This is a genomic window from Tenacibaculum haliotis, assembly GCF_025215075.1.
Taxonomy (GTDB): Bacteria; Bacteroidota; Bacteroidia; order Flavobacteriales; family Flavobacteriaceae; genus Polaribacter; species Polaribacter haliotis_B.
The window spans coordinates 180,886-198,784 of sequence record NZ_JAOBTH010000028.1; the positions used below are offsets into that span (position 1 = coordinate 180,886).

Annotated in this window: 14 protein-coding genes; all 14 read left to right on the top strand. The window is 30.5% G+C overall.

Annotated features, from left to right (window positions below):
- Positions 1–42 precede the first annotated feature (42 nt).
- The 14 genes from N2251_RS10420 to N2251_RS10485 all read left to right on the top strand — a co-directional run bounded on the left by N2251_RS10420 (position 43) and on the right by N2251_RS10485 (position 17,844).
- Entirely contained in the window at positions 43–1,143 is a 1,101-nt protein-coding gene (locus N2251_RS10420) for a Glu/Leu/Phe/Val family dehydrogenase (protein WP_260586665.1), read from the top strand.
- 77 nt (positions 1,144–1,220) lie between these two features.
- Entirely contained in the window at positions 1,221–2,159 is a 939-nt protein-coding gene (gene nusB, locus N2251_RS10425) for a transcription antitermination factor NusB (RefSeq protein WP_260586666.1), read from the top strand.
- Between the two features lie 42 nt (positions 2,160–2,201).
- A complete protein-coding gene (locus N2251_RS10430; RefSeq protein ID WP_260586667.1) occupies positions 2,202–2,669 on the top strand; it encodes a DUF1573 domain-containing protein in 468 nt (155 codons plus the stop codon).
- Positions 2,669–2,989 (top strand): preprotein translocase subunit YajC, encoded by a 321-nt coding sequence (gene yajC / locus N2251_RS10435; RefSeq protein ID WP_260586668.1) that lies wholly within the window; start codon positions 2,669–2,671, stop codon positions 2,987–2,989. The genes N2251_RS10430 and yajC overlap by 1 nt, the downstream gene beginning before the upstream one ends.
- Before the next feature lie 80 nt (positions 2,990–3,069).
- Positions 3,070–3,993, top strand: a complete 924-nt coding sequence (locus N2251_RS10440) for a CdaR family protein (RefSeq protein ID WP_260586669.1) — start codon at positions 3,070–3,072, stop codon at positions 3,991–3,993.
- On the top strand, positions 3,993–4,583 hold the full coding sequence (gene coaE, locus N2251_RS10445; protein WP_312025114.1) for a dephospho-CoA kinase: 591 nt from the start codon (positions 3,993–3,995) through the stop codon (positions 4,581–4,583). The genes N2251_RS10440 and coaE overlap by 1 nt, the downstream gene beginning before the upstream one ends.
- Positions 4,584–4,692: 109 nt before the next feature.
- Positions 4,693–6,258 (top strand): sensor histidine kinase, encoded by a 1,566-nt coding sequence (locus N2251_RS10450; protein ID WP_260586670.1) that lies wholly within the window; start codon positions 4,693–4,695, stop codon positions 6,256–6,258.
- Between the two features lie 10 nt (positions 6,259–6,268).
- Positions 6,269–6,967, top strand: coding sequence for a response regulator transcription factor (locus N2251_RS10455; RefSeq protein ID WP_260586671.1), 699 nt, complete (start codon positions 6,269–6,271; stop codon positions 6,965–6,967).
- Between the two features lie 125 nt (positions 6,968–7,092).
- Positions 7,093–7,992, top strand: coding sequence for an ABC transporter ATP-binding protein (locus tag N2251_RS10460; protein ID WP_260586672.1), 900 nt, complete (start codon positions 7,093–7,095; stop codon positions 7,990–7,992).
- Positions 7,993–8,002: 10 nt separating this feature from the next.
- Positions 8,003–8,851, top strand: a complete 849-nt coding sequence (locus N2251_RS10465; RefSeq protein WP_260586673.1) for an ABC transporter permease — start codon at positions 8,003–8,005, stop codon at positions 8,849–8,851.
- Between the two features lie 51 nt (positions 8,852–8,902).
- Positions 8,903–11,512, top strand: coding sequence for a T9SS type B sorting domain-containing protein (locus N2251_RS10470; protein WP_260586674.1), 2,610 nt, complete (start codon positions 8,903–8,905; stop codon positions 11,510–11,512).
- Between the two features lie 109 nt (positions 11,513–11,621).
- Positions 11,622–13,910, top strand: coding sequence for a T9SS type B sorting domain-containing protein (locus tag N2251_RS10475; protein WP_260586675.1), 2,289 nt, complete (start codon positions 11,622–11,624; stop codon positions 13,908–13,910).
- A gap of 67 nt (positions 13,911–13,977) precedes the next feature.
- Positions 13,978–15,966 (top strand): excinuclease ABC subunit UvrB, encoded by a 1,989-nt coding sequence (uvrB, locus tag N2251_RS10480; protein ID WP_260586676.1) that lies wholly within the window; start codon positions 13,978–13,980, stop codon positions 15,964–15,966.
- Between the two features lie 111 nt (positions 15,967–16,077).
- Entirely contained in the window at positions 16,078–17,844 is a 1,767-nt protein-coding gene (locus tag N2251_RS10485) for a DUF7380 domain-containing protein (RefSeq protein WP_260586677.1), read from the top strand.
- Positions 17,845–17,899 lie beyond the last annotated feature (55 nt).

Genomic DNA, 17,899 nt, shown 5'->3' on the forward strand with positions numbered 1-17,899 from the left:
TTTGAGATTCTTAAAACACTCTCAAATTAAAAATCAAAACAAATGACATCAGAAATCATTGATACTAAAGACCTTAAGAACGACCCAGTATTTGGTCAGTTATCTTTCGACAATCACGAACAAATCGTTTTTTGTAATGACGAAGATACAGGTTTAAAGGCAATAATTGGTATTCATAATACAACTTTAGGACCTGCTTTAGGAGGTACTAGAATGTGGCAATATACGAATGAATGGGAAGCGCTTAATGACGTATTACGTTTATCTCGTGGAATGACTTATAAATCTGCTATTACAGGATTAAATCTTGGTGGTGGTAAAGCCGTAATTATTGGTGATGCTAAAACTCAAAAAAACGACGCTTTAATGCGTAAGTTTGGAGAGTATGTTAATTCTTTAAGCGGAAGATATATTACAGCAGAAGATATTGGTATGGAAACTCGCGATATGGATGTTATCCGTGAGGTTACACCACACGTAACTGGAGTTTCTGAAGCTATAGGTGGATCTGGAAACCCATCTCCTGTAACTGCTTATGGTGTTTACATGGGAATGAAAGCAGCTGCAAAATATCGTTTTGGAACAGACAATTTAGAAGGTAAAAAAGTTTTAGTACAAGGTGTTGGTCATGTTGGTGAAACTTTAGTAAAACACATTACTGATGAAGGAGCAAAGGTTATCTTAAATGATATAAACGAAGCTCGTTTAGAAGAATTAAGTAAAAAATACGGTGCAAACGTAGTTTTAGGAAATGATATTTACGGATTAGATGTAGATATTTATGCTCCATGTGCTTTAGGTGCAACAGTAAACGACCAAAGTATTGCGCAATTAAAAGCGAAAGTTATTGCAGGTGCTGCAAATAATCAATTAGCAGACGAATTAAAACACGGTAAATTATTAAGAGAAAAAGGAATTGCTTATGCTCCTGATTTCTTAATTAATGCTGGTGGAATTATAAATGTATATGCAGAAGTTGTTGGTTATGACAAGGCTGAAAGCATTAAAAGAACTGAAAACATCTACAATACTACCTTAGATATTTTCAACTTAGCTGATAAAGAAAGTATCACAACACACCAAGCTGCTTTTAATATTGCACAAGCAAGAATTGATGCTCGTAAAAAAGAGCAAAATAACTAGATAAAAAACAAAAAAGTTTTACTTTTGCAGAGCGTTAGAAATAGTTTCTATCGCTCTTTTTTTTAAAGTTCTTTAAAATGATTAACAGAAGACATATTCGAGTTAAGGTAATGCAGTCGGTTTATGCAATGCAGCAATCGCAGAGTGATGATATTGTAAAAGAAGAAAAGTTCTTAAAAAACAGCATTCAAAAGATGTATGATTTATATGTTCTAAACCTTCAATTACTGGTTGAAGTTCAGAAATTGGCTCATAAGAGAATGCAACTTTCTAAAAAGAAAATACTCGTTACTAAGGACGATTTAAATCCGAATACGAAATTTATCGACAACAAAATTTTCAGTTTACTAAGTGAAAGCACTAGCTTAGAAGCTTATGTTGAACTTAATAATCTTAATTATTGGGAATTTGACAATGAATATGTACGTATTATTTTAGACGAATTACAAAAAAGTGATTTGTATAAAAAATACATGGATGCTGCTGAAGATTCATACAAGGTTGATAAAACTTTTATTATCGATTTTTTTAAAGAAATAATTGCTCCTAATGAAAAACTAGCAGATTATTTTGAAGATAAAATGATTTCATGGGTAGATGATATTCCTTTTGTAAATACTTGGATTGTGAAATCTTTAAATAAACAAAAAGCTCAAAATCCTTTTATTTTAGGAAGTTTATATAAAGACAGTGAAGACAAGCAATTTGTAGGTGATCTATTTACAAAAACAGTTTTACATCAACATAAATATCAAGAAGATATTATTGAAAAAACACCTAACTGGGAAGCTGATAGAATTGCAGATATTGACATGATTATCATAAAAATGTCTATTACCGAATTTTTACATTTTCCATCTATACCAAGCAGAGTTAGTATCAATGAATACATCGAATTAGCAAAAGATTATTCTACCAATAAAAGTGGTTATTTTATAAATGGTGTTTTAGATAAATTATCTAAAAACTACCTCGCAGACAATAAGATGGTTAAAATTGGTAGAGGATTATTATAAAAAATCATTATTTTTACGAAAAATAAATTAAAACATATTAAAATGAAGAAAATAGCCGTAGCAATTGCATTTGTTCTTTCAACAGGAATGTTAGTTTCTTGTGGACAAGGAAATGCAGCATCTAAAGTAAAAAAAGAAAACGTAGAAAACGCTGAAAAAAGAGATGTTACTATTAGTGCTGGTTCAGCTTCTATTTCTTTTGACAAAGAAGAATATAATTTCGGAACTGTTAAAGAAGGAGAAATTGTTAAAACTACTTTTATCGTAACAAATACAGGTAAAGGAGATTTAGTAATTACAAATGCACAAGCAACTTGCGGTTGTACGATACCTGTTTGGCCAAAAGAAGCAATTGCTCCTGGAAAAACTGGAGAAATACAAGTAAGTTTTAACACAAACGGAAAACCAAACAAACAATCTAAATCGATAACATTAACTACCAACACAACAAAAGGTAGAGAAATTTTAAAGATTTCAGGTATGGTAACTCCTAAAAATAAAGCAATATAATGTTTGCAACCATTTTTTTACAAGCAAGCACACAAGAAAGCATCATGAATATGCTTCCTTTTGTTGCAATGATTGGAGTATTTTACTTTTTGATTATTCGTCCGCAGATGAAACGTCAAAAAAACGAAAAGAAATTTCAAACTACCGTTCAAAAAGGAATTAAAATAATTACTACTAGCGGAATTCACGGTAAAATTGTTGAAATTAACGACAACGATAATACCATTACTGTTGAAACAGGTGCTGGGAAAATAAAATTTGAACGTTCTGCTATTTCAATGGAGTTAAGTAAAAAATACAATACTGAGATTAAGAAATAATTTAAAGTATTTATCAAAAAAAAGAGCGCTAATTAGCGCTCTTTTTTGTTTTTTATGTAGATTGCATTATATTACTAACTGTGAAAAATAAACTTAACATACCCAAAACCTTTTTTGGTTTTTTATTAGCCTCTGTATTCATTTGGCTCCTTATAAACCTTTCTAAGGAATACACTACTGAAATAACAATTAGCACGGTATATACCAATTTACCTATCAAAAAAACGATTATTGATATTCCTGTAAAAGAAATTCCCTTACTTGTAAAAGGAAGTGGATTTAAATTAATTACTACAAGTCTTACCAATAATCCGATAATGTTAGATTTAGAAAAAATCAACAACAAAAAAGATACTGACTACTACTTTTTAACTAATAAATTACAGTCTGAAATACAAGATCAATTAAAATCGGGCATTGAGTTAATTAGTATTAAAACAGATACAATTCCGTTAAAAGTAGGTACATTACATTCAAAAAAAGTTCCTTTAAAAACAGCCTTAGATATTACATTTCAACTTGGTCATGATTTAGCTACTCCTATAAGTATAAAACCCGCTACAGTACTAATCTCGGGAGAACAATCGTTGTTAAAGAAAATAAAACATTTGAGTTTAGAGAATATTAGTTTAGAAAATATTTCTGAAAGCACAAAAATAAAAGCAGTAATAAATATTCCTGAAAACGTAAGAACAGATATCACTTCTGCTGAAATAAATATTGTTATTGATAAATTCACCGAAGGAGAAATAGAGGTTCCGATTTTAGTTAAAAATGCCCCAAAAGGAATAAATATTTTCCCTAAAAAAGTGAAGATAATTTATAAAGTAGGTTTAAATAATTTTAATAAAATAAATGCAAATCTATTTGAGGTAATCTGCGATTATAATCAAGTTAAAAATAACGGCACTTCATACTTAACGCCACAAATCATAAAGTCTCCAGGTGCTATTACGCTTGTAAGAACCGTACCAGAAAAAATAGATTTCTTAATACATAAATAATGGTAATAGGCTTAACAGGAGGTATTGGCAGCGGAAAATCTACAGTTATAAAAATGTTTTCTAAATTCGATAACATTGCTATTTACATTGCAGATGATGAGGCTAAAAAACTAATGAATTCTTCGGATAAAATTAAAACGCAACTAATTGCTAAGTTCGGAAAAGAAACATATCGTAATAATCAACTCAACAGACCTTATTTAGCGAGCATTGTTTTTAATGATCCAGAAAAATTAAAAACGCTAAATGCCATTGTACATCCTGTTGTAAATGATCATCTACAACAATTTATACTCCAAAACGTTAACAAAGAATACATTTTATATGAAAATGCAATTCTCTTTGAAAATGGCAGCAATGCTTTTTGCGACAAAATAATTACGGTAACTGCCCCTGAAAACATCAGAATTCAGCGTGTTTTAAAAAGAGATAATTCAACGATTGCTGCTGTTAAGAGTAGAATTAAAAATCAATGGAATCAAACAAAAAAAACATTACAATCTCATTATATTATTGAAAACAATACACTTACAAAAACTGAACTCCAAATATTAAATATTCATAATATTTTAACAAAAACAACCAAATAGTTTGCGTTTTACCAATAGTATTTCTTAAAATTATCTTAATTTTACAGAAACTCTGTTAATCTAAGTTAAAAGCAGACACTCCTTCATTTTATTGATTTATTTTTGAATAATGGGTAAGAGAATTTTTATTCTTATTGTTGTTTTAATGAGTATTTCTTTAATAGGAATCATCTCAGTTCAAGTATATTGGATTAAGGATGCTATAAAGAATAAGCAACAACAATTCGACAACAACATTACAATTGCATTGGCACGAACATCCGAAAGGATAAAAGACAGAGAATACTCTGAATTCCTTCAAGATAATCAAGAATTTCTTAAGGATAAGAAGTTTGTTTCTGATGCAGAGATAACCACGTATTTATTTCAACAAATAGACACAACGAATAAAAGAAAGTTTACATTCGGTACCACTATTTTGGGTGAAAGCATAAAAATGCCTGGTGATTTTGTTGATAATGATTCTATTGTTGTTAAACGTTATTCAGGAAAACAAGATTTTTATTTCTCTCAGGTAATTAAATCAGATAATAATGATTTTAATTCTTTTATAGAAGAAAATAGTTATTCAACTTTTAAAACCTACCCTAAATTTAATAGGCGATTAATTGAAAATATGTTACGCCAAAGAAATAGGCTATATCCAATTAATCAACGTATTGGTAATAAAGAATTGAATTTTACGATACAAGAAGAGCTTGCCAAAATGAATATAACCCAAAACTTTAAGTATGGTGTTTATGAAGATGGTTTAGCTACACAATTAAAATCGGGTTATTTTAATATACATCCGAAAGATGCGAATTACCCGTTGTTTGAAGACGACAATGGAGATAGTAAATATAAGCTATATATAAAGTTTCCTAATGAGCGTAAAAACTTATTATCTGGAATGATGAAAATTTTAGGTTTATCTTTATTATTTATTGGAATAATTATTGCTGCTTTTTCTGCATCACTATATCAGTTGGTTCGTCAGAAAAAGATATCAGAAATAAAAACAGATTTTATCAATAATATGACACACGAGTTTAAAACACCTATTGCTACTATTAATTTAGCGCTAGATGCTATTAAAAACCCTAAAATAATATCTGATGAAGAAAAAGTAAAGCGCTATGTACGCATGATACGTGAAGAAAATAAACGTATGCACGGACAGGTAGAAAATGTACTACGAATTTCTAGATTAGAAAAAAATCAAGTTGAAATTAGTAAGGATGCTACCGATATGCACGACACAATAGAGGAAGCTATTGAACATATTCAATTATTAGTAGATGATAAAAAAGGAAGTGTAACATCACATTTTGAAGCGATATCAACTGAAGTTCTTGGAAATCAATTTCATTTAACGAACATCATTGTAAATATGTTAGAAAATGCTTTAAAGTATTCAGATGAGGCTCCTAAAATTGATGTTTATACAGAAAACACAAATAAATACTTTATCTTTAAAATAAAAGATGAAGGGATTGGAATGAGTAGAAATGCTCAGAAATATGTTTTTGATAAATTTTATAGAGAACATAAAGGGAATATACATAACGTAAAAGGTCATGGTTTAGGGTTAGCTTACGTTAAAGAAATTATAGAAAGCCACCAGGGTAGTGTTCATGTTGAAAGTGAGAAAGGCAAAGGAAGCTTATTTACTGTGAAAATACCATTAATATAAAATAAAATAAATGGGAAGTAAAAGAATATTATTAGTAGAAGACGATCCGAATTTCGGAACAGTTCTTAAAGATTATTTAGCATTAAATGATTACAATGTAACACATGCTAAAGACGGTATAGATGGATTAATCATGTTTAAAAACGGAGATTATGATTTATGTATTTTAGATGTAATGATGCCTCGTAAAGATGGTTTTTCGTTAGCGCAAGACATCCGTGTAACAAACAAAGAAATTCCGATTGTATTCTTAACAGCTAAAACATTAAAAGAAGATGTTTTAAGAGGATATCAAGTAGGTGCTGATGACTATTTAAATAAACCTTTCGATTCTGAAGTTTTATTACATAAAATAAAAGCAATTTTACAGCGTAAAGAAAACGAAAAATCGAGTGACACTGATGAATTTGAGTTTAAGATTGGAGGTTTTGATTTTAACTCTAAACTTCGTCACCTTTCACTTAACGGTGCTGAAGCGCAAAAACTTTCACCTAAAGAAAGCAAACTTTTAAGAATGTTAGCTGTGCATAAAAACGATTTAATGCCACGTGAATTAGCCTTAACAAAAATATGGAGAGACGATAATTATTTTACTTCTCGTAGTATGGATGTGTACATTGCTAAGCTTCGTAAGTATTTAAAAGGTGATGAAAATGTTGAGATTTTAAACATTCATGGAGAAGGATTTAGACTGTTAGAGAAAATATAGAACAGTAATTCTAAAAATTACGAATTTAAAGACTTCCTTTTCCCTGGAAGTCTTTTCTTTTTTATAAATTGTAACAATAATTTTAGTAATTCGTCGAATACTTATAATCAACAAAATCGAAAAATTTGGAAACAATTTTATCAATAAAAAACCTCGATAAAAAATACGGCAAAGTCCATGCAGTAAATAACCTTTCTTTTGATATTCAAAAAGGAAATGTTTATGGAATTCTTGGACCCAACGGAAGCGGAAAATCAACTACTTTAGGTATTATTTTAAATGTAGTAAATGAAAACTCAGGAAGTTTTAGTTGGTTCGACGGAAAGCTTTCTACTCATGAAGCCTTAAAAAAAGTAGGTGCTATAATTGAGCGTCCTAATTTTTATCCATACATGACCGCTGTTCAAAATTTACAATTAATTTGTAAGATTAAAGAAGTTTCTGCTGATAAAATTGATGAAAAATTAAAAGTAGTTAATCTTTTCGAAAGAAGAAATAGCAAATTCAGAACCTACTCTTTAGGAATGAAACAACGTTTAGCAATTGCTTCAGCATTGTTAAATGATCCTGAAATATTAATTTTAGACGAGCCTACTAATGGATTAGATCCGCAAGGAATCCATGAAATTCGTCAAATAATTAAGGATATTGCCAAAAACGGAACCACAATTTTACTTGCCTCTCACCTACTCGATGAAGTTGAAAAGGTATGTACACACGTACTAATTATAAGAAACGGGGTAAAACTATACAGCGGTAATGTTGATAATATGGTTGTTTCAAACGGAGTTATAGAAGTAAAAACAGACGATAACATTGATAAATTAGTAAATGTTTTAAAAAACTATTATGAAGTTGCCTCTGTTGATGTTGAAGGTGATTTGGTTACTGCACGTTTAGAAAATGAAATTCCTGCTTCACAATTAAACAAACACTTATATGAAAACGGAATAATTGTATCGCATTTAGTTAAACGTAAACTTAGCTTAGAACAACAATTTTTAGATTTAACTAACAACAACTAATTCAACAAATATGTTACGCCTTTTATATATAGAATTCCATAAATTAAGATACAATAGAGCTAGTAAAGTTCTTTCAATAATTTATTTTGCCTTACTAACATCTGTTGCTTTAATTGCAGCAATTAAATTTGATGTAGGTCCAATAAAATTTCATTTAGCCGATCAAGGCATATTCAACTTTCCTTACATCTGGCATTTTAACACCTATATGGCTGCTATTTTCAAGTTCTTTTTACTACTTGTAATTGTATCTATGATGGCCAATGAATACAGTTACAAAACTTTAAAACAAAATTTAATTGACGGGTTAAGTAAAAAAGAATTTATTCTTTCAAAATTTTATACCGTGATTGCATTTGCTGTAGTATCAACTATTTTTGTTTTTGCTATTTCTTTAATATTAGGAGGTATTTATTCAGACTTCAATGAATTATCTATTATTTTTTCTGATTTAAGTTATCTATTTGCTTTCTTTATAAAACTAGTAGGTTTCTTTTCTTTCGGATTATTTTTAGGAATCTTAATTAAACGATCTGCCTTTGCTGTTGCAGCAATGATTGTATGGTTAATTATAGAAAGTATTTTTAAAGGCTATTTATATTGGACATTTAAAGACCTAAAAACAGGTACCGAGTCTGCCGTAGATGCTATTATGCAATTTTTTCCATTAGAAGCAATGGCTAATCTAATAAAAGAACCATTCACAAGGCTAGGCGCTGTTAAATCTGTTGCTAATCAAATAGGGGAAAATTTCACTAAAGATTATTCTGTTGGCCTTCTTAATATTGGTATTGTTTTAATATGGACTACCATTTTTATATATGCTTCATATTTTTTGTTAAAAAAACGAGATTTATAGAGGGTAATAAGTAGTTTAGCTGTTTTACTATAACAATAAACTACTTTAATAATGAGAAGAACTCTGTTACTTTTTATCTTTTTTACTTCTTTATCAATATATAGTCAAAAAGAAGCTAATTTTTGGTTTTTTGGAAGAAATGCAGGGATAGATTTCAATAATAACACCGTAACCTCATTAAATAATGGATTATTAAACACCGATGAAGGCTGCTCATCTATTGCTGATGAAAATGGTGCTCTTCTGTTTTATTCTGACGGAATTAACGTCTGGACTAAAAACCATGAGTTAATGAAATATTCGAACGGTAGTCTTGCAAATAATTTACAAGGAAACCCTTCGAGTACGCAATCTGGCTTAATCATCCCGAATCCTGAAGATAAAAATATCTACTATATTTTTACTGTAGGTACAGACTATGTAGGTAATGGAAGTGTATACCCTGTTAACCCTGGTTTTAATTTTTATACAATTGATATATCAAAAGGTAACGGTGGAGAAATTACTAACGGCCCAATAAACCTTTCCGACGGAAAAGATTTAACTTGGTCTGAAAAAGTAACAGCTGTTCAAGGAAAAGACTGTACGGAAATTTGGATTCTTTCAATAGTACAAAACACTTTTTATGCTTATAAGGTTGATAAAGATGGTGTAAAAAACACAAGTCCTGTTACCTCTTTATCTTCATACACCTTAAAAGATAAAAGAGGTTATTTAAAAGCCTCACCTGACGGAACAAAAGTAGCTTTAGCTGATTTCACCAACGACGGAAGTGGTAGATTTGTTTTATATGATTTTGATAATGCTTCAGGAAAAATAACATCAAATGGATTACTTCTTACTGATGGGGCTTTTGATGGGAGTCCTTATGGAGTTGAGTTTTCACAAAATTCAACAAAGCTATACACCTCTACATACACACAAAGCTCTGATGCTTTTAATATTCTTCAGTATGATTTATTAAAAGCAAACATACCAAATACAAAAACTAACGTTTGGTCTGGCACAGGCTACCGAGGAGCATTGCAACTAGGCCCAGATGGAAGAATTTATGCATCCGTACCTGATAAAACACATTTAGGTGGTGCAATATCTTCACAAGGATTACCGCCTTTTATACAGTCTTTTTTTGCCCCCGTTAATTTAATAAACACAACTACAAATGTAGTTTTAAATAATTCAAATCAGGTATTTTGTATCGGCGAAACCTATGAAATTGAACCCGAGAAAAATGACCCTACTGATACCTACACTTGGCTTAAAGATGGTATAGAAATTACTACTTCTAGAATATTAACAATTGACAACACCAATTTTGGCAGTGGTTTATATGAAGTTAAAATAGAATCGACATCTGATTGTAAAAAAACTTTTACAGGAAGGGTTCAAATTACTTTTGTACCCAAACCTACTATAAACAATATATCAACTTATATTCAATGCGATTTTGACAGCAATCCTGTTGATGGATTTGCTGCCTTTAATCTTCAAAACTTAGAAAATGATTTAGTAAACGATTCTACAAATATGTCTTTTGATTTCTTTGAAACATCAGATAGTAGTTTTTCTTCACCTTTAAATAAGGTAAATTATATAAATAGTGTTTCAACGAGTCATTCAGTATTAGTAAGGGCAACTAATACGATAACAAATTGCTATCAAACTGCTACAATCAATTTACAAGTAAACCCTACTGGTTTAACGTCTTACACCAATGAACATATTCCAGAATTGGATGAAAACGAAATAAATTTAACTGCTAAATTTAGTATTGGCTCTAATAATGGTATTTTTGATTTCTCAAAAAAAACACAACAAATAATATTTAATTCAAGTGGAGCTCTTTCTGTAACAACACACGATTTTCAGTATTATCGCACTTCTCAAGACGCTTCTTTACAAACGAATCAAATTTTTGTCGAAAAGCTACCAATTCCTCAAGGTGATTTAAATGAAATTATTTTATGTGTTGATAACCCTAGAAGAACACCACAACTTCAAACGACTTCTTTAAATGCTGATACTGGTACTGGTACAGATACTTACAAATGGTTTTTAAACGGAGTTCAAATACCAGGTGAGATATCTGCTATACACAATGCTTCTGCTAGTGGATTATATAAAGTTGAGGCTTATCGAAATCACCCTAATATCACCACACCTTACATGGGATATAATACTTTTAGAGTAAAAGAATCTAATCAAGCTTTAGTTATCAAAATAACATCTGCTGATGACAACGATATTCCTGAAAACAATAAAATTAAAATTACAATAGATGGTATTGGTGATTATGAATACGCCTTAAACAGTACAAATCTTAGTGATTTTATAAAAGGAGAAGAAAACTTTTCTCATACCTTCACAAATACCCCTCCTGGTTTAAATGCTATTTCAATCAGAGATCGAAATGGATGTGGAATTATATCTTCTAACAAAATTTCTACGATTTATTTTCAACGACATTTCACTCCAAACGAAGATGGTTACAATGACACCTGGAATGTTTTAGGTATTAATAATAGTTATTATACAGTTGTTAAAGTTCAGATATTTAATAGGTTTGGAAAGCTAATAAAAGAGATAACGGATAAAAATTTAACAGGTTGGGACGGCGTATATAATGGTAGTACCTTACCTTCTAACGACTATTGGGTATAATGCTAAGTTAATCAACACCAATGGTAAAGTTCGAAAAAAAAATGGTCATTTCTCTCTATTAAGAAACTAAACTTATATTTACCTCCTCAAAACTTTTATTTTTCTTGCTATGAAAAAAATCATTATTTTATTATTAATTTTATTCCCTTCAATCATTCTCTCTCAAGACGGTGGTACAACTTGTGATACTTCTGAGCCTATGTGCTCAGATAATAGTGGTGTAAAAATATTTAACAACACTACAAACACTCCTGACAATGGAAGTACTGCTTGTTTATATTCAACCCCTAACCCTTCTTGGTTTTATATTAAAGTGGAATCAACCGGAAACCTAGAGTTTGAAATTATTCAATCTACCGATTTCGATACAAACGGTAATCCTACAGGAACAAGTATTGATGTTGATTTTGCTGCCTGGGGGCCATTTAACACCTCTAATTCTAACTGTACGTCTTTAGCCAAAGAATGTATAGATAGTAGTGGAAATTCAATCCTCTGTCCCGATAACATTACATCTCCTAATTTTTATACCAATAATTTAGACAACACCAATATTATTGATTGTAGTTATTCTGGATCTAGTAGAGAAAATTTTACTATTAATAATGCACAAGCAGGTGAGTTTTATGTTTTATTGATAACAAATTTTGATAATCTCTCTGGTAAAATTAAATTAGAGCAAACCAATTTTACTAATACAGGGTCAGGTACGACAGATTGCTCTATTGTTTCTGGAGAACTAGGGCCTGATCAAGAAACTTGTGATGATACAACCGTTGTTTTAGATGGTACGCCTACCGTTGGAACAGTTACCAATTATGAGTGGCAAGTAGATACAGGTACTGGGTTTACAACCATACTCGGAGAAAACAATGCTACTTTAACAATTAACAACAACCTCTCAGGAACATACAAAAGTATAATCACCGATAATTTAGGTAATAAAGGTTCTGATGATGTTGTTATTAACTTTTTACCACTTCCGGTAATTGCAAATACAATTGTTACACTAAACCAATGTGATACTGATACTGATTTAATCACAGATATCAACTTAACATTAGCTGAAAAAAACATTTCAGCTAACTATTTAAACGAAACATTTAAATATTATCCTACCGAAAATGACGCTATAAATGACACTTCAGAAATCACCAACCAAACAGCCCATTCGGTTAGTGATGGAGATATGATTTGGGTGAGAACAATTTCGGATAAAAATTGCTATCAAATATCTAAAATAGAAATTACAGTAGGCTATCAAGCTAATATTACTTACACAAAACAATTCACTAATTGCGATGATTATTTAGATCCTGATGGTAATAACACAATCAATAACAACGACACTGATGGTATTACTTATTTTGATTTAAGTACTGTAGAGAGTGATATTAAGGCCACATTCCCCTTAATTAAAAGGCCTAATTTAGAAGTTTTAATTTTTGAAACTATTACTGATAGAAATGCCGTAATTAACAACATTACAAATACCACTAATTATCGTAATAAAAATGTCCCAGCAATAACACCTCAACCATTATATATTAAGATAATCGACAAAACAAATAACAACTGCGAAGGCTTGGGTAATTTCACAATTTGGACACAACCTTTACCTGATTTCATAGTATATAGCCCTGTTATTGTATGTTTAAACAACCCACAAACAAGATTAGAACCTATAAACCCTAATGCTACTTATAGTTATGAATGGACATTAAAAGGCAACTCTACTGTTTTAAGTACCAATGCTTTTTATGACGTTACAGTAGGTGGAACCTATGTAATTACTGCAACAAAGCAAGATGGAACTGGTTGTAAAAGAAGTAGAGAAATTGTAGTAAACGAATCTATAAATCCTACTTTAACAAGTGATGATATTGTTATAATTGACGACACAAATAATAATGGGCAAAATAATTACGCTGTCAAAATAATTACCAAAAATCAAAATTTAGGAATTGGTGATTACGAGTTTGCTATTACTGATGAAGATAACAATATAACAGGTTTTCAAGACGAACCTTTATTTGATAACATTTCGGGAGGTTTTTATACTGTTTTAGTTAGAGATAAAAATGGATGTCAACCTGATGCTACTATAGAAATATCAGTTATTGAATATCCCAAATTTTTAACTCCAAACGGAGATGGCAAAAATGATACTTGGAAAATTAAAGGAGCTAATTCTAGTTTTTATCCTTCAAGTAACATTACAATTGTTGATCGATATGGTAAAATTGTAGCTATAATTCCTATTGATAATCAAGGATGGGACGGAACCTATAAAGGTAAATTATTACCATCTAATGATTACTGGTTTAAAATTTATTTAGTTGACAGAAAAGGTAAAGTTCACCAACATCAAGGGCATTTTTCTCTTTTAAGAAAATAAAAAAAACTTCTTTTATATCTAATAAGTACGGATAGTTTTTCACATAAACTATCCGTATTTTTGTTGTATGGACTTTGAATTACACTCAGATTTTAAACCTACTGGCGATCAGCCAACAGCAATAAAACAATTAGTAAACGGATTAGATACCAACGAGAAACACCAAACATTGTTGGGGGTTACTGGTTCTGGTAAAACCTTTACTGTTGCCAATGTTGTTGCCGAAGTAAACCGACCTACTTTGGTCCTGGCACACAACAAAACATTGGCTGCACAATTGTATTCTGAGTTTAAACAGTTCTTCCCAAACAATGCTGTAGAGTATTTTGTTTCTTATTATGATTACTATCAACCTGAAGCATATATTCCTGTTACAGGTACTTTTATCGAAAAAGATTTATCTATAAATGATGAGATAGAACGCTTACGAATTAGCACTTCCTCTTCCCTACTTTCGGGTCGTAGAGATATTATTGTAATTGCCTCTGTTTCCTGTTTGTATGGTATCGGAAATCCGAATGAGTTTAAGAAAAATGTAATTCCGATTGAAGTAGATCAGCAAATTTCGCGCACAAAATTCTTACATCAATTGGTTACCAGTTTGTATTCTAGAACTGAAATAGAGATAAAAAGCGGAACTTTTAAAGTAAAAGGTGATGTTGTTACTATTTATCCGTCGTACGGAGATAGCGGTTATCGTGTGCATTTTTTTGGTGATGAAATTGAAGAAATTGAAACTTTTAATATAGAGAACAATCAAGTAATTGAAAAATTAACCGAACTAACCATTTACCCTGCAAACTTATTTGTTACCTCGCCTGATGTATTGCAAAATGCGATTTATAAAATACAGGAAGACATGGTTAAACAGGTAGATTATTTTAAAGAAATAGGAAAACACCTAGAAGCTAAACGATTGTTAGAACGTACCGAATTCGATTTAGAAATGATTCGTGAATTAGGTTACTGCTCGGGTATCGAAAACTATTCTCGTTATTTAGATGGTCGAGATCCTGGTACGCGTCCTTTCTGTTTATTAGATTATTTTCCGGAAGATTATTTAATGGTTATTGATGAAAGCCACGTTACCATTCCGCAAACACACGCCATGTATGGTGGTGATAGAAGTAGAAAGGAAAACTTGGTAGAATACGGATTCCGTTTACCTGCTGCGATGGATAACCGTCCGTTAAAGTTTGATGAATTTGAATTGTTACAAAATCAAGTTATTTATGTTTCTGCAACGCCTGCTGATTATGAATTACAAAAAACCGAAGGTGTATTTGTAGAGCAAGTAATTCGCCCTACCGGATTATTAGATCCTGTAATAGAAGTGCGACCAAGTTTGAATCAGATTGATGATTTAATTGAAGAGATTCAAATTCGTGTAGAAAAAGACGAGCGTACTTTGGTTACAACTTTAACCAAACGAATGGCAGAAGAATTGGCTAAGTACTTAACCAGAATACAGGTTCGATGTCGTTATATACATTCGGATGTTGATACCTTAGAGCGTGTACAAATAATGCAAGATTTACGTAAAGGAATATTTGATGTTTTAATTGGTGTAAACTTACTTCGTGAAGGATTAGATTTACCCGAAGTATCATTAGTTGCTATTTTAGATGCTGATAAAGAAGGTTTTTTACGTAGCCACAGATCTATTACACAAACTGTTGGTAGAGCAGCAAGAAATGTAAACGGACTCGCAATTTTATATGCCGATAAAGTTACCAATAGTATGCAACGTACCATGGATGAAACCGATCGTAGACGTGAAAAACAGATTAATTACAATACTAAAAACGGAATTACACCAACGCAAATTAATAAGAAATTAGACAATACGCTATCTAAAGATACCACAGCGACATATCAGTATGATAACGCGATACAAAAGGCTGCAGAACAAGATTTACAATATTTACCTAAAGAAGAAATTGAAAAACGTATTCGTGCAAAACGCAAACAAATGGAAGAAGCTGCCAAAAGTTTAGATTTTATGGTTGCCGCACAATTACGTGATGAAATTGCAGTTTTAAGGAAGAGTTTGTAGAAATATTTGGGTTGATTCTTATCCTAAAATCAAGTAAATTCGTTATTGATTGATATTCTTCCTTGAAATAATGGGTATCTAAACATTAGCTACAAGTTTAACAAAACTCATATGAATGAAATACCAGATGAATTAAAAGAATTCTATAACTCAATTGAAAATCTAAAATCTTTGAACGTTTGGAATATTCAAAGAGAACTTAAGCCAACGAAAAAAATCAAAGGTGATTGGGAAAAAAAACTAATTATTGAGAGAAAATCATTAAACTATAATTTAAATAAAGGAGAGTTAATAACCAATGTTCAAGTTACTGATTCAAAAGGTCAAATAGCGAACCTTGAGTTAGACAAAGATGACCTTGAATATTTAAAGAATAGATTAAAGGAAACTGAAAATACTTGGTTAAAATCTAGATATTCACATTTATTATGGCAAAAAACAAAGCATAACAAATATGCAGAAATTGCAATTGACAATTATATCCAAACAATAAATAGAATTAAGGCAGATGAAACTCGAGAATTACCTATAATTCTATCCGCAATATTATACATCTCAAAAAAATCAAAGAAGAAAACAGATATAACTAAAAAGACAGCTATAACATTAGTAAATGATTTGCCGAATTGGTTTAAACCAGGTATCCTTAACTCTATTTTAGATAATAATACACTCTCAAACGAAGAATTAAATGATATTGCGTTTAAACTACCTCAATGGATTGAAGATGACAAACCTGTTTCATATTTCACAAATAAAAATAAACTCGAAGCTGGAATTAGACTTTATAATTCAATTGGGCTTTCTTTAAATGGACTATATGAATTATTAGCAAAGAACGAAGATCTAATTTTAGAACAACATCAAGAAGACACTGATTTTGTTAAGTTTACTGCTATTGGAACAAAAGCCAAATATTTAAGACTTGCAGGAAAAACAGAGGAAGTTGAACAGAATCTAAAAGAATATAATAGATTAAAACAAACGGTTAAACTAGGAAAAGTAAACTGGGAACTTGGCGAAAAGGAAACAGAAATGTTTAACAAATATCTAAATATGAAATCAAAAATCATTTTAGACATGCCAACTGAAAAGATTCTCGCTTTCTTTTCAATGAATGAAGAGATTCTAGTTGACCCAATCGAAAATGAGGAAAATGCAAAAAAATCTATAAAAAACTCTATTAGTAATCTATTCAACACAAGTGTTTTTGATATAAATAGCAATTTTAAAAATCTTGAAGATTCGGAGAAAATTGACAAAGAAATAATTCAAAACTATACCATTGCTCACGGAGTTAAATGCTTTAGTCTTTTCTTAAAAGTATTCGTTGATGGAATTATTACAGGCAAATTAAATTATTATAAAATATTTGAATTTTTAGAAGTCCAAACTTGGTATGGAATGAAATTCAAAAGAGGAATGACCGACAATGAAATTGACCAAAATTCATCTTGGTTAACTATGCTTGCACCTGGAATTCATAATTTATTTGCTCAATTTGAACTTTCAGTTTTAATGAACACCAATAAAATTAATAATTTCATATTAGCTATGGATTCATTGTCTGTCAAATTTGAAGGTGCATTAAGAGATTTTATTCGCTTGTCTGGAGGGAACACTTCCACTTCGAAAAGAGGAGAAATAAAAGAGCAACTTCTTGAAGAGTTATTGGATAATCCAACAACAAAGAAACACTTTACCGCAAAAGATATAGCACTATTTAAATATACTTTTACTCAAAAAGGAAAGAATTTAAGGAATAATATTGCTCATTCATTTTTACAATATTCAGATTACAATTTACAGGCGGTTACATTAGTTTTCTTTTGCATATTAAGACTTGGAAAATATACGTTTAGTGAAAAAAATAGTTAATAATTATATGTAATAAACTACCATCATATATACATATCATTTTAATAAAAAAAAA

Coding starts and splice junctions, on each gene's coding strand:
- N2251_RS10420 (WP_260586665.1), top strand. CDS start 43: ATGACATCAGAAATCATTGATACTAAAGACCTTAAGAACGACCCAGTA.
- nusB (WP_260586666.1), top strand. CDS start 1,221: ATGATTAACAGAAGACATATTCGAGTTAAGGTAATGCAGTCGGTTTAT.
- N2251_RS10430 (WP_260586667.1), top strand. CDS start 2,202: ATGAAGAAAATAGCCGTAGCAATTGCATTTGTTCTTTCAACAGGAATG.
- yajC (WP_260586668.1), top strand. CDS start 2,669: ATGTTTGCAACCATTTTTTTACAAGCAAGCACACAAGAAAGCATCATG.
- coaE (WP_312025114.1), top strand. CDS start 3,993: ATGGTAATAGGCTTAACAGGAGGTATTGGCAGCGGAAAATCTACAGTT.
- N2251_RS10450 (WP_260586670.1), top strand. CDS start 4,693: ATGGGTAAGAGAATTTTTATTCTTATTGTTGTTTTAATGAGTATTTCT.
- N2251_RS10455 (WP_260586671.1), top strand. CDS start 6,269: ATGGGAAGTAAAAGAATATTATTAGTAGAAGACGATCCGAATTTCGGA.
- N2251_RS10465 (WP_260586673.1), top strand. CDS start 8,003: ATGTTACGCCTTTTATATATAGAATTCCATAAATTAAGATACAATAGA.
- N2251_RS10470 (WP_260586674.1), top strand. CDS start 8,903: ATGAGAAGAACTCTGTTACTTTTTATCTTTTTTACTTCTTTATCAATA.
- N2251_RS10475 (WP_260586675.1), top strand. CDS start 11,622: ATGAAAAAAATCATTATTTTATTATTAATTTTATTCCCTTCAATCATT.
- uvrB (WP_260586676.1), top strand. CDS start 13,978: ATGGACTTTGAATTACACTCAGATTTTAAACCTACTGGCGATCAGCCA.
- N2251_RS10485 (WP_260586677.1), top strand. CDS start 16,078: ATGAATGAAATACCAGATGAATTAAAAGAATTCTATAACTCAATTGAA.